Genomic DNA, 22,972 nt, shown 5'->3' with positions numbered 1-22,972 from the left:
TAGAATCTTCTCATTGAAGAATTTTCTAAGAGGCCGGAATACCGGTTTCTTTTCTGGAAAAATACAATGTTAAGAATACACATAGCACTCGCTTTTTTTGCCACGATTCTTCTTTTTGCGGTCGCAAACCGACAGCAGAAGAAGGAAATCAATCCCATCGATTTTAAATTTCCGGAAGCGGAAGACGCGGTTTTGGATCCGGTATCCGGAATCAAAATTCCGGTCACAAGATTCTCCTTTGCCGATCTCAAAAAAAAGGCGAGAAGTATGGCTCATGGACGTTATGTGAAACCGCAGTTTGTATCGACTCATTTTTTACAGGGTCTGAGCTGGGAACAATACAAGAACATCCGTTTTAAACCGGAAGCCTCCCTATGGAAAAAAGAAGGAAATCCGTTTCAGGTTCAATTCTTTCATCCGGGACATCTTTACAACACGAACGTTTCTTTGCACGAAGTGCGATCCGATTTTGCGAGGGAAATTCCCTACGACGAGAGTTATTTTGATCTTTCCAAATTGAAAATTTCCGGAGAGATTCCGCCTAACCTAGGATATTCGGGATTTAAGATTCACTATCCTCTTAACACGGAAGAACACACCGACGAGTTTACGGTTTTTCAAGGCGCGAGTTATTATAGAATGGTTTCCAAAAAACAAGTCTACGGACTTTCCGCGCGCGGAATCGCGATCAATACCGGAATGCCTTATCCCGAAGATTTTCCCGGCTTTACACATTTCTGGATCGTTCATCCGGACAAAACGGATTCCACCATCTTCGTTTATGCGTTGTTAGATGGTAGAACCGCGACCGGAGCTTACGAATTTCAGATCAGTCCCGGGAAGGTTTCTTCGGTTCACGTAAACGCGGAAGTCACCTTACGAACGAAAGTCGATCGTTTTGGAATCGCACCCCTGACCTCGATGTATTGGTATTCCGAAACAAAAGGAATTCCGGAGGGCCAGGCCTATCCCGAGTCTCACGATTCGGACGGACTTATGGTGGAATCCGGAAAAGGGGAGTGGATTTGGAGACCATTGGATAATCCGAAACGATCTACGATCTACAGTTTTTCGGATGAAAATCCGAAGGCCTTCGGTTTGATACAAAGGGATCGAAATTTCGCCTCTTACCAAGATAACACGATGAAATATCACCTTCGTCCTTCCGCTTGGGTGGAACCCGAGGGAAACTGGGGGAAGGGTAGCGTTCAATTGTTGTTAAATCCGACGATCCAAGACTCCGACGACAATGTAGGAGCCTTTTGGGTTCCGGCTAACGTTCCACAACCTTTGGAACCTTATGAATTCAGTTACACCATACGCTGGTTAAACGACGATCCGCTTCCTGACGCTTTGGCAAAAACCGTTTCCACGAGAATCGCTCCCGTGCCGGGGGAATCCGATATGCGAGTTTTTTACGTCGATTTTTCAAACGAAAAACTGAAAGAAATGGACGCTTCCACTTATTTGCAGGCGGCGATCGATACGGGAGAAAACGCAGAATTAGCGGATTATAATATTCAAAAAATTGAAGAGACGGGAGTTTGGAGACTCACATTTCGAGTCGTTCAGAAGAATAAAAACAAACCCGCCGAACTCAAGGCGGTTCTGAAAAAAAATCAGGAAGACCTGAGCGAAATCTGGACGTTTACTCTTGAATCCTCGATCTGAGAACAAAACTAAATTCTCCAAAAATTCGGAAGCTCTTTCCAGGGTTTTCGCAAAAGTGGAATTGTATTGTATAGCCTCCGGAATCGTCGATCCTATTTTATTACACGAAAAGCTCGATCAGTTTCTTCGTCTTTTGGAAAACCACAAACCGAGTCTTGAAAAAAAGGACGAAACCGCTTTCGAATCGGAAGCGATGCGTGTTTTTTTAGATTCTGGGATTCTCGGATCTCAAAAAAATAAATCCCTACAACTTCCGGAGCTGGAACCGTCCCGTATGATCCCAAGTCCCGTTGACTTTGGTCCTCTCGGAGTTCTCGCAGAACCCAAAGAGCGATGGGAGCCGATCCCTCTGATTCTTTCCGTTATTTTTTGGGGAAGCGTTTATTCTTTTTTACTCTACGGACTTTTGCGGTGAGACAAAAAGAGAGAGAGACTTTCGGATTTTTGATCGATTCCAAAACTCTGACTTATAGACGTTTGAGTTTCGGGGGTCTCGTTTTTTTCTTCGTCATTATCGGAGTTTTTTTAGAAGTTCAATTTCTTTCCTTTCAGTCAATCAGTCCGTTTGAATGGGCGACCCTCATTCTATTTTGCGTTTTGTTTCCAATCATTTCCTTCGGCGCTGCGACCGCGTTGATCGGGTTTGTTCAAAGACTAAGAGGAGGTGATCCGCTTCGTATTTCTAGAATATTAGAAAAAACTGATTCTTTGGAAAATGAGGACCCTCCCGTCGCCGTCGTGATGCCGATTCATTGCGAGGATGTCTCCCGTATTTTTGCAGGCGTCGAGTTGATGCTAAAGGATATCGAAGAAAACGGTCTTTCTAAAACGGTGGATTTTTTTATTCTATCCGACACTTCCGATCCCAATCTTTGGGCGCAGGAGGAAAAGGCATTTTCAATTTTAAGCCAAAAGGTGGAGAATAAGGATAGAATCTACTATCGAAAACGAAGACTCAATCTGAATAAAAAATCCGGAAACATCGCCGACTTCTGCAGGAGATGGGGAAAACGATATAAATACATGATCATCCTGGACGCCGATAGTATCGTGACCGGAGAATGTATGAAAAAGTTAATCCGTCTTATGGAAAAAATTCCGGATGCGGGCATCATTCAAACCGTTCCGGAAGTGATTCGAGCGCGTTCGATCTTTCAAAGATTATCCGCATTCGCTGCCTGGGTCGGCAATCCAGTGTTTGGCGCCGGTTCTTTTTTCTGGCAACTCAGATCGGGGCCGTTTTGGGGACACAATGCGATCATTCGCCTTCAGCCGTTTATGAAATATTGCGGTCTCCCCGGTTTACCCGGGGAAAGCGCAATCGGGGGAAAGATCCTGAGTCACGATACGATCGAAGCTGCTTTGTTTCGAAAGGCTGGTTATAGCGTTTGGTTTGCGAGCGATCTCAAAGGATCCTATGAAGAAGCACCGCCTAACGTGCTCGAAGCGTTAAAGCGCGATAATCGTTGGTGCCAGGGAAATCTTCAGCATTTTTGGTTTCTGTTCGGCGGCAAACTTCGTTTTTCGAGCCGCCTTCAAATTTTACTCGGAATTTTTTCTTATTTCAGTTCTCCACTCTGGGCCTTGCTCCTCGTTTCTTCTTCTCTGACGACGATTGAGGACGTCGATTTTTTTCGTTTGGCTTTATTACCCGAGGATTGGATTGCATTTCGGGACGATCTCTATCTTCCAGTCGCCTATACGTTGCAAGGTTATACTCTACTGGTACTTTTTCTTCCTCGAATCGTTTCCTTTATGGAAGTTGTTTTGTTTCGCAGGAAGGAATGGAAAGGAAGTATTTTTTCCTGGTCATTTTCTTTTTTTCTGGAATTCTTTCATTCCGTTTTGATGGCTCCGGTATATATGGTTCAGTACAGCCGATTCATTCTTCTTACATTCTTAAATCGTAAAATAGAATGGGGGCCTCAAAATAGAAACGCGTCTTCTGGGTTGGATTTACAAGCCCTTGCTTATACGGTTTTACCCGCGTCCTTTTACGGTTTCGGAATCGGATCCTGGATGTTCTTTACATATCCGGTGCTTTTTTTCTGGTTTTTACCTTTGCTCGCAGGCTGGGTTTTTGCTTATCCGCTCGCCCTCTTGACTTCGTACATCCCGAAAGAAAAAAAAGGAATTTCGATTTTATCGAACCCTCCCGAAGTCTTGGAACGAAAAATTTGGAATCGTTTGGAATCATTGGAACGAAACTATGAGGAGAGTTTAGGATCCGTCGAGAATCATCACGGAATTTTTTGGTTGATAGCGGATCCTTCCTTAAACGGATTTCATCTTTCGAGATTGAGAAAGAGAAAAAAGGAAACCCCGGGAAGAAGGCAGTATCTAGAGGATCTTCGAGATAGAATCAAAAAAGAAGGGCCGAATTCTTTTAAGAATCAGGAACTCCAAAGAATCCTCTGGGATTATGATTCCGTTTTAGAACTTCATCAGTGGTTTTGGACGGCAAATCTGGATCCAATCTCGCCCTGGTGGAATTTATCCTTTGCGGATTATCAGAAAGAAATTTTGTTAAGCGAAGTCAAACTTTCCTTTTTGAATCGTTGAACGGCCGGAGAAAACTTTTTTAAACATTCTAAATCGAATCGTCGTCGTTTTCGCGTTAAAAAAAGATCCGTTCGTTTCGGTTTTTTTTCTTCAAATGAAAAAGCTCTTTTACGACCATCTCCTCTAAGTACTCGGGAAAAAAGTCGACTTCGAATCTAAGATCTTAAAAATTCCGGCGGGCTTTTAGGCAAAAAGGCAGAACAAAAAATAATTGAAATTGAACTTCAAATTCTTTTCCTATAGGAATCATCGAGGATCACTTTATGAAATCACAGTTTCGCTCTCTTTCGAATACGGCGCTCTTTTTTTTAACGATTTGGGTTTTTCCTCTCCGATCGGACGATTTTGAAGGAATTTATAGGATCGGAAATCGTGAATGTAGGGTAAAACCCATCAAAATGGCGTTCGAAGTTTTTTGTAAACCTGCAAAAAACACTGAAATATATTTTTACGGAGGAGAGGAAGATAACGGAAATCGAATATTCCAAACTGACAATGGAGCTTCTTCCTCACGATTCGTTTTTGACGACGCTTCTCTGAAAACCGGAATCTTGATTCAAGGAGACGGGAAACGATGGAAAGTAAAAAAGAAATAGGAAATTTTCTTAAATCAAGAACGAACGCCAGAATCAACCGAGCCAAAGCCTGCCTCTTTTTGGATGAGGATCAAAATCGATTCTTAGACCAATTTTAAAAAAACTGAAACGGCGTGTTGTACGTCTTCTCTGCCGTCCTTTTCAAAGCGAGGAGAGGGTTTTCCTTTCCAGGTTTTTGCGTTTTCAATCGTTCTGTCAAATTGAAACGAAAACAATTCTTCATTGGAAAGATAAGCGGAAGGTATTTCCTCTTTGAGGGCGCGGTGCAGATAAGGAACCTCCGGAAAATTTCCCCGATCTGTGTAAAGCAAAGGCGTTTCTGCGTAAATACTTTCACTCAGGATTCCGTAACCGGGTTTTGTGATCACATAATCGCAAGCAGTCAAAAGATCCGGATAGTGGACGTTCGCAAAGCTAAGAATTCCTTCTTTTTGTTTTTCCGGAATTTGCGAAAGATCAAAATCAGTCCCTCCGGAGATCACGATTCGATATCGATTCGGGTCCAATTCTTTCCAATGAAAATGGTCGGTTGCCACGCCGTAAGCGCCGAATGAAAAGAGAAGATTGATTTTGTCGTTCGGAAGTTTAAAAAATTCTTTCGCATTTGCCTTATCGAGGTTAGGTCTTCGACCCACTAACCCTATATTCTTTTGCTCCGGAAGAGAATTCGCGGGGCAAGCAAAGGGAAGGAGAAGTCCGAACGTGGCTAGATAGTATTCCTCGAATAAGGCGGCGGCCGTTTGGGAAAGAAGCGGAGATTCTTTTTGATAACCTCCATAGATAAAATCCCATGTAAAGTTTCCGATAAACAAAGACGGAATTTTGAGTTTGTCCGCGACGTTAAACGGAAGAGAAGCGGAGTCCGAGATGATAAGATCAGTTTCAAAGTCGAGACAGGCCTCTATTTCTGAAATCTGAAGATACGATTTTTGAGTATTGAATTCTTCAATTGCAATTTCAGTTCCTCGGATGTCGATCGAGAGCGAATCCTTTTGGATCATCCCTACGTCCATGTTTTTTTTTCGAGTTCTAAGTCGCTTTAAAAAAAGAGAATCGCTCTCTCCGAGCGCTAACGTTTTTAAGAATTCTTCCCGCATCGTAACGAGATCGATTTCCAATTCCGGAAAACTTCGGAGCAGATAGAGAATGATTTCCATCGATCGGCTGATATGACCAAAGCCGTGCGAACTAACGTAATATGTAATTTTCATTTGGAAGAACCCTGACGAATGACCTCGTACATTACGATTCCTGCGGACATCGCGAGATTAAGTGAATCCGCTTCTCCGAACATCGGAAGGGAAAGATACTCGTCGGAATGACTTCTCGCAAAGGGTGAAAGTCCGTATTGTTCCGAACCGAAGACGAGTGCGATCTTTCCTCTGAGGTCGGAATCGAAGTATAACTTTTTTGCTTCTGGTGTTACGGCTAACGTTCTATATCCGTTCTCTTTGAGAATGGAATAAATCGTTTCCGTTTCCCCAAGATAGACTTCGAGAGTAAAAAGCGCTCCTGTGGAAGCGCGGATAACGTTCGGATTAAAAAGATCGAGTCTCGGATCCGCCACTAGAACGGTATGAAAGCCCGCACCTTCCGCGGTTCGTAGGATCGTTCCGAGGTTACCGGGTTTTTCCACACCTTCGATGACGAGGATCGGTTTTCCTTTTTTGAGTTGAACCGATTCTTTTGGAAATGTGTCGATTCCAGTCGAAAAGAAATGTGCGGTTGCGATGAGCCCGTCCGGTCGATCTCTGTACGAAATCTTTTCAAAAACTTTTTTCGGAACCTTGATTGCCTTGGCTCCGATGGCCCGAATGAGGTCGTATTCGTTTTCTCCTAAAAAACATTCGGGAGAATAGAGGACGTTTTGAAACTTCACCTTTCCCGATTTGGATGCGCGTGAGATTTCTCGGTAGCCTTCTATAAAAAAAAGTCCGTTTGTCTCTCGATGCTTTTTCTCTTTTAGATTGGAGATATTCTTGAGTTTCTCATTGGAGAAACTCGTGATCTCTAAAAAAGAAATTCCTTGTTCCGGGTTCAAAGCGAAAGTCTCTCCGATGTATAGATACAGTTGGATCCGGAAGGATAGAGTTTTCCGCTCTGTTCCGGAATGGAAAGTTCTCCTAGGTAAAACTTTCCGTTGTTCTTGATTCTACCTTGCAAAATTCTTTGTAAGGCGAGGGGACTAAAACCGGTGGAGTGACAAGTTAGAACGATGAAGTCCGGTTTGGACCCGCAGAGTTCCATGAGAAGATCCATGAGTTCGGGAAGATCTTTTTCGATCTTAAACACTTCTCCGCTAGCGCCCCTTCCGAAGGTCGGCGGATCGAGAATGAATCCCCGGTAATCCTTTCCTCTTTTGATTTCTCGTTTTAAAAATTTCAAAACGTCTTCCACCATCCAACGGATTTTTTTATCCGCGAGCCCTGACGCGGTCGCATTCTCGCGAGCCCAGTCCACCATTCCTTTTGAGGCGTCCAAATGACAAGCGGAGGCTCCTCCATCCAAAACAGCGAGAGTGGAAATTCCGGAATAGGCGAAAAGATTGAGAACCTCTTCCTCTTTTTTGAGCTGAGAAGAAAGTTTTTGGATCTTTTTCCAATTTTCCAACTGTTCCGCAAAAATACCTAAGTGGCCGAAGGGAGTAAACTTTATTTTAATTGAATATTCTAATATTTGAACAAAGAATTCTTCTTCTACTTTTTTATTCCAGTTCCAGGCGCCTCCGCCCTTGTCCGAGCGTACGTATTCTCCGTGGACGTTTTTCCAGAGAGCCGGTTTGGATTCCGGCCATGCCGAAACCGGAGACGGACGGATGATCGTATAAGGTCCGATTTGTTCGAGTTTACGAAAGTTTCCCGAGTCCAGGAGAGAATAGGTTCCGTCGAGGCTTTCAGCTTGTTTTACAATTTTCATAGATATGTACCTTAAAATAATTTCCTTCTGGGAACTGACTTCTTACCGGATGATCGTCTTCCGGTTTTAAGCTTTCAAACTTCTCGTATCTCCAACCCTTGGACTGAAGAATGTTCTTTGCAAGAGATTCTAATTCTTCCGAACCGATTCTTCCGGAACAAGAACAAAGGATGATAGTTCCGGATTCTTGGAGTGACGATAGAGAACTTCCGAATAGATGTGCATAGGTCTTGAGTGCGTTCTTTTTCGACTTCGCATCCGGAGTCAGGTTCGGGGGATCGATCACGATCAGTCCGAATTTTTGATCCTTCAATACTTCTTCCAATTCTCTAAAAAGATTTTTCTGAACGAATCTGTGTTTGCAAGAACTTCCGTCTTTTTTTAAACTCAGAACTCTTTGAAATGCATCCAAAGCTTCTTTGGAACCGTCGACGGACGTCACGGAACGCGCTCCCGCAGAATCCATACAGATCGAAGTGAGTCCCGTATGTGAGAAAAGATGAAGACAATCTTTTCCTTTGGAGATTTCCTTTTTGTCCAAGAGAAATTTTCTAAGGTTTCGAAGATCCAAAAAGATTCCTCCCTTTTGTCCGGGAAGTTCCACAGGAAATTTCAAGTTTTGTAAAGTGATCGTTTCTCGGATGAGGATCGGGTTTGTGTCTTTTCCATGTTTGGGGCCTCTCCAGATTCTTTCGGAGAGTTTTTTATCGTTTCCGGTTTTTTCGGGAGGATCGAAAAGAATTTTCGTGGGAAGAGGTTCTCCTACTTTAGAATTCTTGCATAGATCGTATAAGTTCCAGACGACCCATCGTCCGTATGCAAGAAGAGAAGAAGAATAGATCCTCACGACCCAAGTTCCGCCGATTTTATCCACGGTCACTCCGGGGAAGAGATCGTTTTCCCCGTGAAGGATTCGATACGCGTTAGTCGTCTTTCGCACTTCTTTTCTTTTGTGAAGAGAAGAGATTAGATTCTCGCGAACTTTTTCTTTTGAGAATTCGGGAAGGTTTTGTATGACTCGGATTCGTATGAGTCCGTTCTTGGAATAGATTCCCGTTGCGATCGGATGATTTTCCGTCGAGAACAGCGTCAGCCATTCTCCATTTGCAAAGGGTGTTACCGCGGAAGAAAGATTACCGCTAAAGATCCAAGGATGTTTTCGTTTTACGGAGAGTTCGCTCTTCCGGTTCAGCTGATATCTTCGGAACCGGAAGGCGGGGGAAGAAGGAATGTTCAGGCTTTTTTCTTGGCCTCTTTGTAAGACGTCTCCGTTGCTCCTACATAGATTTGCCTTGGACGACCGATCTTCATATCGGCGGATTCTATCATTTCTTTCCACTGAGCGATCCAACCCGGAAGGCGACCCATCGCAAACATAACAGTGAACATGTTCACTGGAATTCCTAATGCACGGTAGATGATTCCGGAGTAGAAGTCCACGTTCGGATACAGTTTTCTTTCCACGAAGTAAGGATCGTGAAGTGCGGCTTCTTCGAGTTCTTTAGCAATGTCTAATAGAGGATCTTGGATTCCGAGACGTTTGAGAACTGAGTCGCAGGCTTTTTTGATGATCTTTGCGCGTGGATCAAAATTCTTATAAACCCTGTGACCAAATCCGGAAAGACGGAAGGAATCGTTTTTGTCCTTCGCTTTTTCCACGATCTTTTTCACAGGCAATCCGCTCGCTTGAATTTCTTGGAGCATCTCCAATACTTCTTGGTTAGCTCCTCCGTGTCTTGGTCCCCAGAGCGCGCAGATTCCCGCTGAAACGGCGCCGTAGAGATTTGCAAGAGAGGATCCCACCAAACGCACCGTAGACGTTGAACAGTTTTGTTCGTGGTCGGCGTGTAGAATCAAGAGTAGGTTGAGGGCCTTTACGATTTCAGGATCAATCTTATAGTCTTCGCTCGGAACCGAAAACATCATGTTCATGAAGTTTCCGCAGTAGTCCAAGCTGTTCAATGGATGGATCGTCGGTTGACCGATCGACTTCTTAAAAGCGAAAGCGGCGATTGTTGGAAACTTCGCAAGAAGACGGATCATGGAGATATGTCTGTGTTCCGCGTTTTCAGGATCGTAAGAATCTTGGTAGTAAGTAGAAAGAGATCCGATCATCGAAGACATGATCGCCATCGGGTGACCGTCTTTTGGAAATCCGTTGTAGAGACGTTTGAGATCCTCATGGATCAAAGTGTGCATGGTGAGTTCTTCGTTCCATGTCTTGAGTTCCGCATCCGATGGAAGTTTGCCGTAGATGAGTAAGTAGGCGACTTCGGTGAACGTGGAATTTTCGGCGAGTTGTTCGATCGGGATTCCTCTATATCTTAGAATTCCGAGCTCTCCATCCAAGAAAGTGACCGCGCTTGTACAAGCGCCGGTGTTCAGATATCCGTTGTCTAGAGTGACATACCCGGTTTGTTGACGGAGTTTTGATATATCGACCGCTTTTTCGTTTTCGCTGCCCACGATGATCGGGAGTTCGTATTCTTTCCCGTCTATCTTCAGAATTGCTACCTCAGCCATGTTCCTCTCCTGGAAAAATATAAATTATCATGCCGGATCTAATAAGGAGTCCGGTCGTTCAAGTGCGTTGAAATCGATTCAGATTCCTATCCTATTCTTTCTATCAGAGAGACAATCCAAAAAATCAAAACGAATAAGAACTTGTTCAGAAGATTCAATTTTCATTTTAGAATTCTTGAATACTAAACGGGTGATTAGTTTTCTTGCGTGCGAAAAATTTAATAAACTTCAAAGTCAAGTTGTGCCTAAGGGATTCTAAATCAACGGTTACAATTTTTTTTCGTTTAACTTACTTTCCTCGTTTGCCCCCCACAATTCCCGAGCAAAAAAAAATATCAGTGGCGGCGGAATCGGGCTTCACTGGGAAGAAATCGACGAAGATAGAAGTGTGATCGGACTTCTTTTGGAGCTTGGATCTCAAACCAAAAAGATCTTCACATTAGAGATTCTTATACCTTCTCAGATTTTGATAATTGTAATAGTTGGAAGAAACGATTCTACAATAGTCGCGGGGTTCCTTAACCGGGAGTTCTTCCAAGAAATGATTGAAGTCCCCGTGGTAGTGATTGCGTTTCCATTTGCGGAGATTGCCGGGGCCGCCGTTGTAGGCGATGGATGCCCACTGCAAACTGTTGTCGTTCGAGGCCACTAAGTAACGTAAAAAACGAGCTCCCATTTCGATCGATACTTCCGGATCAAAAAGGGAATAAGAATCCAGATTCATTCTTTTTGCGAGTTCTCTTCCGGTCGGTCCCATGATTTGCATGAGTCCCCTCGCGTTCGAAACCGAAGTCGCGTTTTCCTTGAAAAAAGATTCCTGACGCATGATCGCATAGACGATGTCTTCGTCGATTCCCACGTTTTTAGAAATGCTCGCAACCAAACCTCTATGAGGTCTTGGATAGATTCTCGCAGCGAGTTTGGATGGAAGAAGAATTACGTCGTCGCTGAGTTTTTCTTTTTTCATCAGCGCCCTCGTATGAAAGACAGTGAGATACGGAGTTCCGGTTTGTTCTCCCAGCGCCGCGAGAATTTCTTCCTTTTCGTTTTCTCCGATTCCTTGTTGCAGTTTGTATCTTTGGACGAGTGTGAGCGCGTGGCTCATCTCTCCGACTTCGAGATATTCTTTTGCCGATTGCAGATAACGATTCCCTCGAATCTTAGAATGTGCGGAATCGATTCTCGCGCCGAGTTGGAACGCGGAAGGCTGCATCGCAAAGTCCAAATCTCTTCCTAAAATTTTTCCGGAGAGATCTGGAATCCCCGCGGTAAGAGAAAGATATTCAAAAAGAGTGTCGCGGTTTCGAGTCGGATTGGACGGAAGAGGAAGGTTTGCTATCTCTTCCTGAAATTCTTCCCGAATCACTCTTGTGTAATAAGATCCCGGGATATGTCTGTAATACGTTTTCAACCAATTGGTGAGTTCTTCCTTTCTTTCGGATTTTTTGAGAAGACGAAGATACCAATAGACAAGTCTTCCTTTTACGGGAAGATCCGGAATTTTTCGAAGAGCGTCCTGCCAATAAGCGTCCCCTAAAAAGTGTTCGTGATTTCCGGTGAGAAGATCGATGAGTTCGTCTTGTCGTATTAAATTTGTGGGACTTTTTTCGAGAGAGTCGATTAGATTTCTGAAATAGAGATCCTTGTGTCCCTGTTTTTTATATGCGCGCGCATAACTATAAAGAACCTCGTCGTTTTTTTCCGCACCGGAGTCGTTTAACAATTCCAAACCTTTTCCGGGGAGGCTTTGGTTTGTAAGTTCTCTCGACATAGAAGCGGTGAAGTCGTGATGGGTTCGTGCGTGATTGGTATTCTTTCTAAAAAAACCGGGAAGAGATTCGGGTTCGACGGAGACGATCGCTCTCGCCGTGTTTCGAAAGGGTTCGGCTTTGGAAAATGAAACACGTTCCAGATCCTTGTAAGATAAGAGATGTTTTTTTTCCGAGTTGTTTAGGAAGGGAAGAAAAAGAGCCGCGTGTTCCGGAGTTTGGGAAAGATAAAAATGAGTTCCTTTCCAAACCTGAAGATCTTCAAAGATGAATTTTTTGATCGAAGATACGATGGAAGGATCTTCGAGAATCGTATAAAAGATCGATTCTGCCCGTTCCGTGTTCCCCGATTTGTAGAGAGATTTCGCATAACGATATAAAATCATCGGAGAAAAAATTTCTGCCTGTTCTTTGTCGCTAAAACTTTTCGCAAAATCGAGACATTCCCGGATCATTCCGGCTTCGTAGTAGATTCTAAAAATTTCGGAGATCGCGTTTTGAGAGACGGGATCGTTTTCTCTGGGAAATTTTTTTAGAAGTCCGACGAGTTCCTCTTTTCCGAGAATCTTTCTACTTGCAGCTTCTTCATAGAGTTTCCAGAGGGAAAGTCTTGTGATGACGGAAGAGGAAGGCATGGGCGAGGAAATAATTTCCAGAAGATCCTGTCGTCCGGGAGACAAAACCATTCTTCCTTTGAGAAGGGAAACGAGATAGGCGAACTTTTTCTCGTGGCTTCCGTCTGGATGTTCTTCGTGATAACGGACCAGGGAGTAGACCTCGGATTCGGTTCCGGGGACTCGATCTCGGAAAATACGATGTATTTTTTGAAGACTGTAGGATTTGATCAGATATTTGAGATCATCGTTTGCGGGAAGACTGCCGAAAATCAGAAGGAGTAGGCTGATCAGTGCGAATTTTTTCATTCGTTGTTGCTCTATTTTCTTTTCGGCCTAAGGATTCAATCGCAAGAAGGAAATTCCAATGCAGACCCTGGAAAAAGACAAAACAACCGGAGCGTGGCCGGAAATTACTCTCTCTTCCTTTACGGAGAAAATCGTTCCTAGGAAAAAAGGGCCCGAGGGTCCGGCTCCTAGAAATCCTGAAATCCTCAGACTCAAATCGAAAATTTTAGAATACTTCTCCGGCGCTCTCAACAAGGTTCATTCTCCATTTTCCAATTTAAGAATCGATCTCTTCGGAGAATTTCGTTTTTATGCCGATGCAACTTCTCCTTTCGAAGAGGAAGGTCTTTCCGAGAGGGAAAAGAATCTTCTGAAAATTTTCTTCGAAGAATTGTATGAGAGGGCGATCGAAGATCATCAATCCGATCCTGAAATCTTTCAAGTTTTAGAATCGTATCTTCTCCACGAACAAGAGTTGGACGAATATCTCGAGCTGACTCACGTTTTCGACGAAGATCTTCCGTTTATCGTGGAAGCGAGGCAGGTCCTCGCATTGATGGGAAAAATTGAATATTCAGATTCTCTAAAGAAGGAAGGGAACTCTCGTTTTCAGAAATACGGTTTTCGTTGGAAGTTCGGCGGTTTGGAATTGGAGGACCGAGAGACGATCTACGACCTCGTTGTAACCGGGGAGGAACCCGGACTTTTGGGACTCGCCTGGGTTTTGTACAAACACGAGACTTCCGGTTTTCGAACCGTTTTTCCGATCGAAAGAAGAATTCTTTCCGTGATCGAGACGTTTACTTCCGAAGAAAAGGAATCCTTTTTCAAAGCGTATTCTTCCCGTCACGGTTATCTCGAAAATTATTTCGTCTTAAAGCAATTCCGTCCAAGAGAATACAGAAAGGCCTGGCTCGAAGGGGAAAAAAAGAAAAACGGGAGATCCGTTTTGTTGGGTTCCTTGCAGGACAATATTCTCGCGGGTCAGGACGATTCTTTGGAGAAACGTTATACGCTCTTGAAGGAGAACCATCTCGTTTATACTTTGTCTCCATTCGAACTTTTGATTCTTTTGAATTCTACGGAGTCTTCGAACGTGGAGCACGAGATCGCGGGTGTAAAGGAAAAACTTCCGGATTCTTATCTTACAAAACGCGCTCAACTCGTTCTTCGTTTTTTCAAGAAGAATTTCGAAGAATTCCTGAATACGATCGAACAGTGTGGTCGTTTTCGCTTTACTCCTGAGATGATCTATCTTCATGGAATCGCTCTGGTGGAGACCGGGAAGGCGGAAGAAGGAATCGGTCTTTTGGAGAGTCTTTTGTTTCGTTTTCCGGATTCGGATTATCTGCGGCTTGTTTTGGAACGTTATAAGAAGAATTGAAAAGAACGTGGGAACTCTCACAGTTTTCCTGAAAGAGAAAAGTTTTGCTTTGAAAAGAACGTGGGAACTCTCACAGTTTTCCTGAAAGAGTAAAGTTTTGCTTTGAAAAGAACGTGGGAACTCTCACAGTTTTCCTGAAAGAGCAAAGTTTTGCTTTGAAAAGAACGTGGGAACTCTCACAGTTTTTCTGAAAGAGAAAAGTTTTGCTTTGAAAAGAACGTGGGAACTCCTTGACAAAAGCTGGTCTTTCAAACAAAACTTAGAAAATCTTCTAAGAACTTCCAATCAAGGAAAAAGTCCGTATCGAGGAGAACAAAAATGGCAATCAGTCACGAACAGATTCTTGAACTCCAAAAATACCAGAAGATGATTCATCAATTGGAAAAGATCTCCAGAGGATCGAAGAACGACGAACAACGTTATCGAGTTTCTCGGGACCTCGAAAAATACAGGACGAAGATGAAGGACATTTCACCGGAAGGAATTCCCGACAATCTCGACGTCGCCGCGGAACAGATCAAACGATTCAAGGACAACCCTCACGAGGTCGGACGCATTCTCGCCAAATACCCGGTCATGAAAATTTCTCCCAATTCAAACGACGCGGAAGTCAACCAGATCGGAACTTGGATCAACGTTATGGATCGGGAATATCTCCCCGTCCTAAACGAAACTCACGTACGATTCGATTTTTCTCATAGCAATGAAAAAGACGGGGTCGTAAAGTATATGGAGAATATTCGGAGAAACATCAAGGTTCTCACGGAAACCATAGAAGAATTTCACGCCGCGGAAAAGCAGGAGTTTAGAGAACAGCTCAGCCGGATGAAAAACAAACAAACTCGGATCTTTATCGCGGAAGCCTTTGAGATGTTCCAGAAATTCAACGAATTCTTAAATAAAGTTTTGAAAGAGGCGAAGGAAGTCGGAGGAGTCATCATGAACATAGAAGATTCCATCCATTTCAATTCTAGATTCGAAAGGGCCACGGAGTTGGAAGGAAAGAGCATCATGGACGCGCTTCGAGAATTTCAGGATTTCACGGCCGAGGCGCTGGAGAGGATCAACGTTCCGAACATCCGGAATTGATCCATTCCTCCGCATTCCGGCAATTTTCAAGCCGGAAGCCTGAAAAATTCTTTTCCCTCTGATGGGATCTGCATATTTAGTGAATTTAACTCCCTCCGGAAACCACATACAGGAAAGACAGGCGCATGGCACTCGTTAAAAATTCATCCGAAGTTACTAACTCCACCATCGGAGAAAATTCCTACTTCAGCGGAAAATTCTTTATCAACGGATCTCTCAAGATCGACGGAAAATTCGAAGGTAAATCTTTGCAGGCAGAACAGCTCTACATCGGTGTTACCGGAAAGGTAAAAACCAATATCACAGCCGCCAGCGTTATCATAGAAGGAATCGTAATCGGAAACATCACGGCAAGAAACCGAGTGATGCTCCTTCCGACTTCCAAAATTTTGGGAGATATCAGAACTCCGGAATTGATCATCCAGAACGGAGTGATTCTGGAAGGACGTTGTATGATCTCCAACGACCTCAAACATTCCGCAAAGGATTTGATCGACCTCGAATATTCCAAAGACGCTCTGAGCGTTGAAAAAATCTTCGGAAAACAATCCGGCGCGAAAGAATAATGAATCCAACTTTTGATACGGGTCTTCTTCTCGTATCAAAAGGAATTCTCTTAATAAAGTGAACCGGATCCTGATTACAGAAGGCGATCCCTGCGGAATCAGTCCGGAACTTTTCCTCACTACATTTTCTTATCTCAAAAAAATCTCTAAGGCAAGACCGGTTCTCTACTTTCACTGCGGACGTTATCCGCTTCCGAAAGACTTCATTCCCATATCCACTTCTTCTCAAGTTGAGGAAAGAGGACTTTATTCCATCGTTCCGGATTCTCTTTCCAAAAAGGAAACCGCTTCCTTTACGCCGGGAAAACCTTCCGTTCTTTCCGGAAGGTCGGCTCTTGCTTCTCTTTCCTCTGCAATCGAATTTCAGAAAGAAGGAGGAGGGGATTTGATCACACTTCCTCTCAGCAAAGAATGGGTGATCGCGTCGGGAGCTTCTACGTTTCGAGGTCATACGGAATTTCTCGCGGATGCGTATCAAAAAAAAACGTATATGCTCATGTCCGGAAACGATTTGCAGGTCCTTCCTCTTACGACTCACGTTCCTCTGGTAACGGTTCCGGAACATCTTCGAAGAATCGATCTTCCTTCTCTGACGGACGCGATTCTTTCCTGTGATCGAATCGATCGAAAAAAGCCGGTGGCCTTTCTCGGACTCAACCCGCATGCGGGAGAAGGGGGAAAGGTGGGGAAGGAAGAATCTGAAATTTTGGAACCGATGATCCAATTCTTAAAAAAGAAAGGTTTGAAAGTGGAAGGTCCGCTATCCGCCGATTCTATGTTTGGCGAACAGGAGAGAAAAAAATACGGTCTTCATCTCGCGTGTTATCACGATCAAGGTTTGATTCCTTTTAAGATGTGGGAAGGGAAGAAGGGTGTGAATGTTACATTGGGTCTTTCCTTTCTTCGGGTTTCTCCGGATCACGGGACCGCGTTTGACATCGCCGGGAAAGGGCTTGCAGATTCAGCCAGCTTTGTAGAATGTCTGCACCGGGTTCAGGGAAATCCGGATTCTATTTCGGAAACGAGGTAACATGCCGGGACTTTTAGAACAGATCGTATTTCCCATCTTCCTCTTCTGGTTCTGCGGACTTACTCTTGTGCTCTTTCGTTCCGACTTTGAATTTGTCTGGAAGATCATCTTCGTTTTTATTTTTATTTTTTACTTCTTCCAATACTTTCCGGAATTAAAGACGAGCTACGAACGTCTCACGGTGAGTTATCCCGTCGAAATTCTTTCCTGGATTTACGGAATGGGAAGAGGAACCTACTTTTTTCTTCTCTTCCTCTGGCCCGTGGCTCTGATTAGAATTTTTTATTCCGCTTCTCCGCAAGTAAGTAAATCTTTGGCGAAGGCGCTTGTGAGCGTGACTCTGATCTATTGGGGCGGTTTTATTCTTTATAATAACTTTTCTCCCGAAGTGGACGCATTTTTAAACGGAACGTTTCTGAAATTCTTGAAGTTTTCTTCCAAATAAGGAAGGTCTAAGAGGAAGAATGAATCCAATCTACTTACAATCGTTCGGAGAATCGGAAGAAGCAAAGAAACATTTTTTGAAGGCCTATGATTATCAAACCAAAGGCAATCTGAAACTCGCCTCTTTGCATTATAGAAAGTCTATTTCTGCTAAACCGACTGCCGAAGCATGGACTTTTTTAGGATGGTCTTATTCCCTTGCCGGAAAATTGGATCGCGCCATCGAATTTTGTAAGAAAGCGATCGAGACCGATTCCAGTCTTGGAAATCCTTTCAATGATATCGGGGTTTATCTTCTCCAACAAAAACGTTATGAGGAAGCCCTTCCTTGGTTTGAGAAAGCGAAATTCGCTCCTCGATACGAGGTCCCGGTTTATCCTTATTTTAACGCAGGCTCTTGTCTGGAAATTTTAGGTCATATCGAATTGGCTCGTCTCGAATACGAAAAAGCGGTCCAGATCCAACCGAATTATCCTCCGGCTAATCTTGCTCTCAAAAGAATCTACGTTCGCTACAACTGATCTTTTTCGCGTAAAAGAGCGGGCCGAAGGCAAGTTGCTGCAAGAAGAATTTTTTAGTCGAATAAGTTTGTCGGACCATGTGAATGGATTGGGTCAGATTTCCTTTGAGGAAGAATTTTCTTTTCACGTTTTTTGCTCGAAGTCTTTTGTTTATTTTTTTCTGGTTTGTTTTATTTGAAATCGATGTGGGAACTCTCACAATTTTTCTATGAACGGAGCTCGACTTCGGGCAGATGTTTGTTTCCTTTTGGAAATGAAAGTAGGAACTCCATCTTTTGTTTAAATTGATCTGCCAAATGTAAAAAGGAGAACCGAATCAATTTCTAAAAATCAATATAGGATTTTCTCAAGTTGCGAAACCGAATCGCAAAGAAAAATTCTTCACGAAAGTTTGGAATTCTTTTACTTTGGAAATGAAAGTAGGAACTCCATCTTTTTCACAGAGGAAATCTATTAACTCTTGGATGTTCGGAATCCGGGCTCTTGTAGATTTTTGTGGGAACTCTCACAGATTTCAGAAGAAAATCTTTTCAGGGATTCGATATCTGAGCGAGAAGTTGTTTGTTTTTGAAATTAATGTAGGAACTCCTCCGTTCGGGTCTGGGAAAAACGAATCTTAGAATTTTTTTTTAAGGAGGACCCTGACTTTCCTGAAAAGTGTAGGAACTCTCACGAATTCGGTTTTCAAAGAAACTTCACCCTCGACCGGAACATTTGTTTAACCCTAAAACAAAAAGAAGAATTCGGATCTTTGGTGAAAGAATCGCGAAATTTCAAAAGCAGAAACTCATACCCCGCCTGAAATCATAACCTTACACACAAGTTAAGAGAAAATACGATGTGAATCGTCGCGAGAAAAAGGGTTTTGCAGGAGTTCCTACACGGGGGTTTTTGCTTGCAAAATTAGAATTTTGTGATAGAGGAAAATTTCCGGAATTTTTCCACCACCCACCCCTCCACCCTAAATTTGGGTGGGGCCAGCGACTTTTACAGGAGGACGTCGTAACTCCGACAGATTTTTTTAAGATCCTTTCAACTTCTGGGTGGGTTACGCTGAAATCAGCGCTCACTCCGGTTTTCTCTTTCGTTTCCCACTTGCAGCTCTGAGCGTTTTGGTTTTTTTCTCCGGTGCATCTGATCTTTCCTCAAAGTGAAAATAGAATTCGAAGGGTTTTTTCAAAAGATTGAAGATTCTCCAGAACTCGATCACGTCGAGCCTTCGTTCCCCGGATTCGATTTTCGAAATGTAGGATTGGGGTTCGCCTAAAAGATTTGCAACATCGACCTGAGTCAGTCCCGCAGATTTTCTCGCAGCGATCAGATTCTTACAAAAGATTTTTGCTTCCTTGGAATGCAGAGACTTGAACAAAACAACTCAATTCTACATCCTGAATTGGAATATGCCAAAATAGGATATTTTATAAAACGCAAAGTCACTCATTTCAAAATTCTTTTGAATTGAAGACCGAAGATTTAATTCCTATCAAAAATAGGAATATCAAACCTTGAATTCTATAACTTGAAAATCAAGTTTTAAAAAGGAAATCAAATTCGAAATTGAATTTTGAATTATTTTTTTTGCATTCATTCAAGAGCAACAAAAATAGAAAGAGAGGCAGAAGGTGTTCTTTGGAAAGCAATCTGAAACAGTGATAGTTTGTCCCAAAGCTTGAAAGACGAAGAAAAATCTTGTTTTGAAAATTCGAACCTTCTGTAAGAGTTCCTACAAATTTCGCCATGGCGCGTTCGATTGGGATCTTGAATCCTTCTCTTTTACCCGGCGGAAGTGTGAGTTCCCACATTTCAAATTTTGAGACAAGCCTAACTCTTCAAATCAGAAAGGAAAAACGCGGGAAAGAAGACAAAGCCCCACATTTTTATAGAGTTCTTTTCTCGCGAAATGGGTTTGTCGAATTCAAACCTAAGAGTTCCCACAAATTTGACTATGTCTTCGTTCGATTGGGATCTTGAATAGTTCTGTTCACCCGTCGAGGTGTGAGTTCCTACATTTTAATTTTTGAGCCAGGTCGGCAGTTCCTTTCTTGCGAAATGGGCTTGTCGATTTCAAACGTGTGAGTTCCCACATCTCAGATCTTGGGGAAAGGCCCTGGAACGGTTCAAAGAAATTAGAATCGGTCGACGATTCAACCGATCTTCCGTAGAAAGCTCAGATATTCTTAGTAGATTTAACTCTTCCAAAAATAAAAAAGTAAAGCGACGCATAAACCACAACTGAAATCCAAAAGATAAGACTTCCCGGAATACTCACCTCTCTGTGAATTCCAAAAAAAATCATCGCGGGTAAATTCGCGGCCGTGAAAGCAATCGACACGAGCCCTTTTTTTTCCGTTCTTACGGCAACGAGTTGATAGAGATGTCTCCTGTGCGCCCTCAGAATATTCTCCTTATCTTTTAGGCGAAGAAGAATCGTTAGAATCCCATCCACAAAAAAAACGGGAAGCAAGAAGAATGCGGAAGTGATCTCAAACGAAGGCCAATTCTTCTCGTTGATAAAAAGAAGCGGTAAAACGGCGATCGCGTAACCGAGAGGAAGCGAACCCGCGTCTCCCATAAACAGATGAGCCTTGGGAAGATTGAAAACAAGGAAACCGAAAACTCCGGCGCAGATCCAGAGATAGATCGGAGGCAAAGAAGAATGAAATAAAAACGGGAAAGCAAAGACCGCGAGTAAAAAATGAGAAGAAAGAAAAGAATCCAAACCATCCATGAAGTTGCATACGTTAACGACGAACAACACGTAGACGATCAAAACGCACGTTGAAGCTCCCGGGATTCCATCGAGTTTCCAACCGAGAAGAGTGAAGTTCACGGGCAAGAGTTGAAAGAAAAAAATCAAAAACGCGACTTCCAACAACAGACGAATTCCCGCGCCGAGAGAAAGTAGGTCGTCCGCGAGTCCGATTACAAAAAAGAAAACGAGACCCGCGAAAAATAAGAGCACCTTGTCCTCCGCATTCTCAAAACCGCCGAACCAAACCAAGGCGATGGAGAATACGGAAAGAAAAATCCAGATTCCTCCTGACTTTTTGGTCACTCCGCTGTGCATACTTCTCTCGTTGGAGACGTCTGCGATTCCAAATGACTCCGAACGGACGTAAATCCAAGAAAGGATTGCGGTGATAAGAAAGAGAAGGACGGAAAGAATTCCCGGGTTCCAGAAGTTTGCGATTTGATCCACTGGCATTCCAGATTGGACGAAACCTTCTCTTTCGCAATCAGAAATCGAACCGATTTTGATTGCCAAATCAGGCCAAACTTGGGAACGTCACTATATGTTCCAGGGCGTCTATACAGCGATTATCACACCATTCAAAAACGGAAAAATTGATTACGATAGCTATTTCAAACTTCTGGAAAAACAAATCAAGGCCGGGGTCAACGGAGTGGTTCCTTGTGGAACGACCGGAGAATCTCCGACTCTTTCCCACGTAGAACACGCGGAGCTCATCCGTGAAACCGTCAAGGCGGTAAAAAATAGAATCCAGGTCGTGGCCGGAACCGGTTCCAATTCCACTCAGGAAGCGATCGAACTCACCGAGGCAGCGTGTAAGGACGGAGTGGACGGGATTCTTTCCGTAAATCCGTATTACAACAAGCCGACCCAAGAAGGACTCTTTCAACACTTCAAAGCGATCGCAGAACATTCTTCCGTTCCGGTAATGCTTTATAATATTCCCGGAAGAACCTCCGTAAATCTTCTTCCGGAAACCGTTCTTCGTCTAAGCGAAGTAAAACACATTCGTTCGATGAAGGAAGCGACGGGGGACCTCGGTCAGATGTCCAAGTTGATTTCTCTCGTAGGTCACAAGATGACCGTTCTTTCCGGAGACGACAATCTTACACTTCCACTTCTTGCGATCGGCGGTGTCGGGGTTGTCTCCGTGGTTTCCAATTTATTTCCAAAGGCTTTGGTTGAGCTCGTTCAAAATTTTCACGACGGAAAAATTGCGGAAGCTAGAAAGATTCATTATGATTTTATAGAAGTCTTTGCGCTTGCCTTTATGGAAACCAATCCGATTCCGATCAAAGCCGCGATGAGTTGGTTCGGACATTGTTCTTCCGAGATTCGTCTTCCGATGACTCCGCTCACGCAGAATGAAACGAGCGCGAAATTTCGAAAAGTCCTCGAAAGTCTGAAAGAAAAAGGATACGAGTGACCATGTCCGAGAAAAAATTTCAGATCGCACTCATCGGAGGCTCTGGAAGAATGGGGCGCGCCATCATCACGGTTCTCTCCACGTCTTCCAAGTCGGAATTGTCTTCTTCCGTCGTCAGTTCCGGTTCCGTTTTTTTAGGAATGGATTCGGGTTTGCATTCGGGAATCAAGCAGAACGGAGTTTCCTTTACGTCGGATATTCACGCCGCAGTTCAAGGTGCGGATTGTGTGATCGATTTTAGCACACATCAGAATTTGGATGTTACTCTCAAGGCTTGTGTCTCATTAAAAAAACCTTTGGTCGTCGGCATCACCGGTCTTACGGAATTACAAAAGGATTCTCTTCGAGTCGCATCGAAAGAAATCGCGATCGTATTTTCACCGAACATGTCCATCGGTGTGAATCTTCTTTTTAAGTTAACCGAAATCGCGGCCAAGGTGATGGGAGAAATTTCCGACATCGAAATCCAAGACATTCATCATCGTCATAAAAAGGACGCTCCTTCCGGAACCGCCGAAAAATTAAAAAGTATTCTTCTCGAAACGTTAGGCAGAACGGAGAAGAATGTAGTGCACGGAAGACACGGAATTCTCAAAGAAAGGGACTCAAAGGAAATCGGAATTCATACCCTCCGCGCCGGAGAAGTGATCGGAGATCACACGGTTTATTTTTTTACACCCGAAGAAAGAATCGAAATCACACACAAGGCCCAGGATCGGAAGACCTTCGCGGTCGGGTCCGTTCACGCCGCTGAATTTTTGGTCGGCCGCAAACCAGGACTTTACGATATGTTTGCGGTTTTAGGATTGTAAGGAGAAGGG

At 43.6% G+C, this 22,972-nt stretch carries 20 protein-coding genes; 12 read left to right on the top strand and 8 right to left on the bottom strand.

All coding sequences use genetic code 11. The features are described from left to right. The first annotated feature begins 66 nt into the window (after positions 1–66). The 4 genes from JWG45_RS05185 (at position 67) to JWG45_RS05170 (ending at position 4,829) form a co-directional block, all read left to right on the top strand. On the top strand, positions 67–1,671 hold the full coding sequence (locus JWG45_RS05185; protein ID WP_205278711.1) for a glucan biosynthesis protein: 1,605 nt from the start codon (positions 67–69) through the stop codon (positions 1,669–1,671). After that, the gene (locus JWG45_RS05180) at positions 1,655–2,086 is read left to right on the top strand and encodes a hypothetical protein (RefSeq protein ID WP_205278710.1); all 432 of its coding nucleotides are present in this window, start codon (positions 1,655–1,657) and stop codon (positions 2,084–2,086) included. Before JWG45_RS05185 ends, JWG45_RS05180 begins: the two co-directional genes overlap by 17 nt. Beyond that, a complete protein-coding gene (gene mdoH / locus JWG45_RS05175) occupies positions 2,083–4,233 on the top strand; it encodes a glucans biosynthesis glucosyltransferase MdoH (RefSeq protein ID WP_332476272.1) in 2,151 nt (716 codons plus the stop codon). The genes JWG45_RS05180 and mdoH overlap by 4 nt, the downstream gene beginning before the upstream one ends. A 263-nt stretch (positions 4,234–4,496) precedes the next feature. Next, the gene (locus JWG45_RS05170; RefSeq protein ID WP_205278708.1) at positions 4,497–4,829 is read left to right on the top strand and encodes a hypothetical protein; all 333 of its coding nucleotides are present in this window, start codon (positions 4,497–4,499) and stop codon (positions 4,827–4,829) included. Between the two features lie 83 nt (positions 4,830–4,912). Here JWG45_RS05170 and JWG45_RS05165 read toward each other — a convergent pair whose 3' ends face one another. From JWG45_RS05165 to JWG45_RS05140, 6 genes are all read right to left on the bottom strand, one after another. Next, entirely contained in the window at positions 4,913–6,040 is a 1,128-nt protein-coding gene (locus JWG45_RS05165) for a sugar kinase (protein WP_205278707.1), read from the bottom strand. Continuing rightward, a complete protein-coding gene (locus tag JWG45_RS05160) occupies positions 6,037–6,870 on the bottom strand; it encodes a TrmH family RNA methyltransferase (protein ID WP_205278706.1) in 834 nt (277 codons plus the stop codon). The genes JWG45_RS05165 and JWG45_RS05160 overlap by 4 nt, the downstream gene beginning before the upstream one ends. Continuing rightward, on the bottom strand, positions 6,867–7,745 hold the full coding sequence (locus tag JWG45_RS05155; protein WP_083244071.1) for a class I SAM-dependent methyltransferase: 879 nt from the start codon (positions 7,743–7,745) through the stop codon (positions 6,867–6,869). The genes JWG45_RS05160 and JWG45_RS05155 overlap by 4 nt, the downstream gene beginning before the upstream one ends. Further along, on the bottom strand, positions 7,723–8,937 hold the full coding sequence (locus tag JWG45_RS05150) for a class I SAM-dependent rRNA methyltransferase (RefSeq protein WP_205278725.1): 1,215 nt from the start codon (positions 8,935–8,937) through the stop codon (positions 7,723–7,725). The genes JWG45_RS05155 and JWG45_RS05150 overlap by 23 nt, the downstream gene beginning before the upstream one ends. A 41-nt stretch (positions 8,938–8,978) precedes the next feature. Then, positions 8,979–10,268 (bottom strand): citrate synthase, encoded by a 1,290-nt coding sequence (locus JWG45_RS05145; protein WP_205278705.1) that lies wholly within the window; start codon positions 10,266–10,268, stop codon positions 8,979–8,981. Between the two features lie 439 nt (positions 10,269–10,707). Further along, on the bottom strand, positions 10,708–12,960 hold the full coding sequence (locus JWG45_RS05140; protein WP_205278704.1) for a lytic transglycosylase domain-containing protein: 2,253 nt from the start codon (positions 12,958–12,960) through the stop codon (positions 10,708–10,710). 58 nt (positions 12,961–13,018) lie between these two features. On the opposite strand from JWG45_RS05140, the gene JWG45_RS05135 reads away from it, so the two are divergent. From JWG45_RS05135 to JWG45_RS05110, 6 genes are all read left to right on the top strand, one after another. Further along, complete coding sequence (locus JWG45_RS05135) at positions 13,019–14,323, top strand: tetratricopeptide repeat protein (protein ID WP_205278703.1); 1,305 nt, start codon at positions 13,019–13,021, stop codon at positions 14,321–14,323. Positions 14,324–14,641: 318 nt separating this feature from the next. Further along, positions 14,642–15,412, top strand: a complete 771-nt coding sequence (locus JWG45_RS05130; RefSeq protein ID WP_205278702.1) for a hypothetical protein — start codon at positions 14,642–14,644, stop codon at positions 15,410–15,412. Positions 15,413–15,537: 125 nt separating this feature from the next. After that, entirely contained in the window at positions 15,538–15,978 is a 441-nt protein-coding gene (locus JWG45_RS05125) for a bactofilin family protein (RefSeq protein ID WP_069606727.1), read from the top strand. 58 nt (positions 15,979–16,036) lie between these two features. After that, the gene (locus JWG45_RS05120) at positions 16,037–17,008 is read left to right on the top strand and encodes a PdxA family dehydrogenase (protein WP_205278701.1); all 972 of its coding nucleotides are present in this window, start codon (positions 16,037–16,039) and stop codon (positions 17,006–17,008) included. Between the two features lies 1 nt (position 17,009). Continuing rightward, entirely contained in the window at positions 17,010–17,453 is a 444-nt protein-coding gene (locus JWG45_RS05115; RefSeq protein WP_205278700.1) for a hypothetical protein, read from the top strand. 19 nt (positions 17,454–17,472) lie between these two features. Continuing rightward, positions 17,473–17,973, top strand: a complete 501-nt coding sequence (locus tag JWG45_RS05110; protein ID WP_118969884.1) for a tetratricopeptide repeat protein — start codon at positions 17,473–17,475, stop codon at positions 17,971–17,973. A gap of 1,066 nt (positions 17,974–19,039) precedes the next feature. On the opposite strand, the gene JWG45_RS05105 is transcribed toward JWG45_RS05110, so the two are convergent. Together JWG45_RS05105 and JWG45_RS05100 are read right to left on the bottom strand one after the other, a co-directional pair. Beyond that, on the bottom strand, positions 19,040–19,342 hold the full coding sequence (locus JWG45_RS05105; RefSeq protein ID WP_205278699.1) for a helix-turn-helix transcriptional regulator: 303 nt from the start codon (positions 19,340–19,342) through the stop codon (positions 19,040–19,042). 798 nt (positions 19,343–20,140) lie between these two features. Next, positions 20,141–21,178, bottom strand: coding sequence for an MraY family glycosyltransferase (locus tag JWG45_RS05100; RefSeq protein WP_232380533.1), 1,038 nt, complete (start codon positions 21,176–21,178; stop codon positions 20,141–20,143). Positions 21,179–21,266: 88 nt separating this feature from the next. On the opposite strand from JWG45_RS05100, the gene dapA reads away from it, so the two are divergent. Beyond that, the gene (dapA, locus tag JWG45_RS05095) at positions 21,267–22,151 is read left to right on the top strand and encodes a 4-hydroxy-tetrahydrodipicolinate synthase (protein ID WP_205278697.1); all 885 of its coding nucleotides are present in this window, start codon (positions 21,267–21,269) and stop codon (positions 22,149–22,151) included. 2 nt (positions 22,152–22,153) lie between these two features. After that, the gene (gene dapB / locus JWG45_RS05090) at positions 22,154–22,963 is read left to right on the top strand and encodes a 4-hydroxy-tetrahydrodipicolinate reductase (RefSeq protein WP_205278696.1); all 810 of its coding nucleotides are present in this window, start codon (positions 22,154–22,156) and stop codon (positions 22,961–22,963) included. Positions 22,964–22,972: the final 9 nt, after the last annotated feature.

The organism is Leptospira ainlahdjerensis (assembly GCF_016919175.1).
Lineage (GTDB): Bacteria > Spirochaetota > Leptospiria > Leptospirales > Leptospiraceae > Leptospira > Leptospira ainlahdjerensis.
Note: the sequence above shows the minus strand (reverse complement) of the source record. Positions and strands in the feature narration are given on the sequence as shown.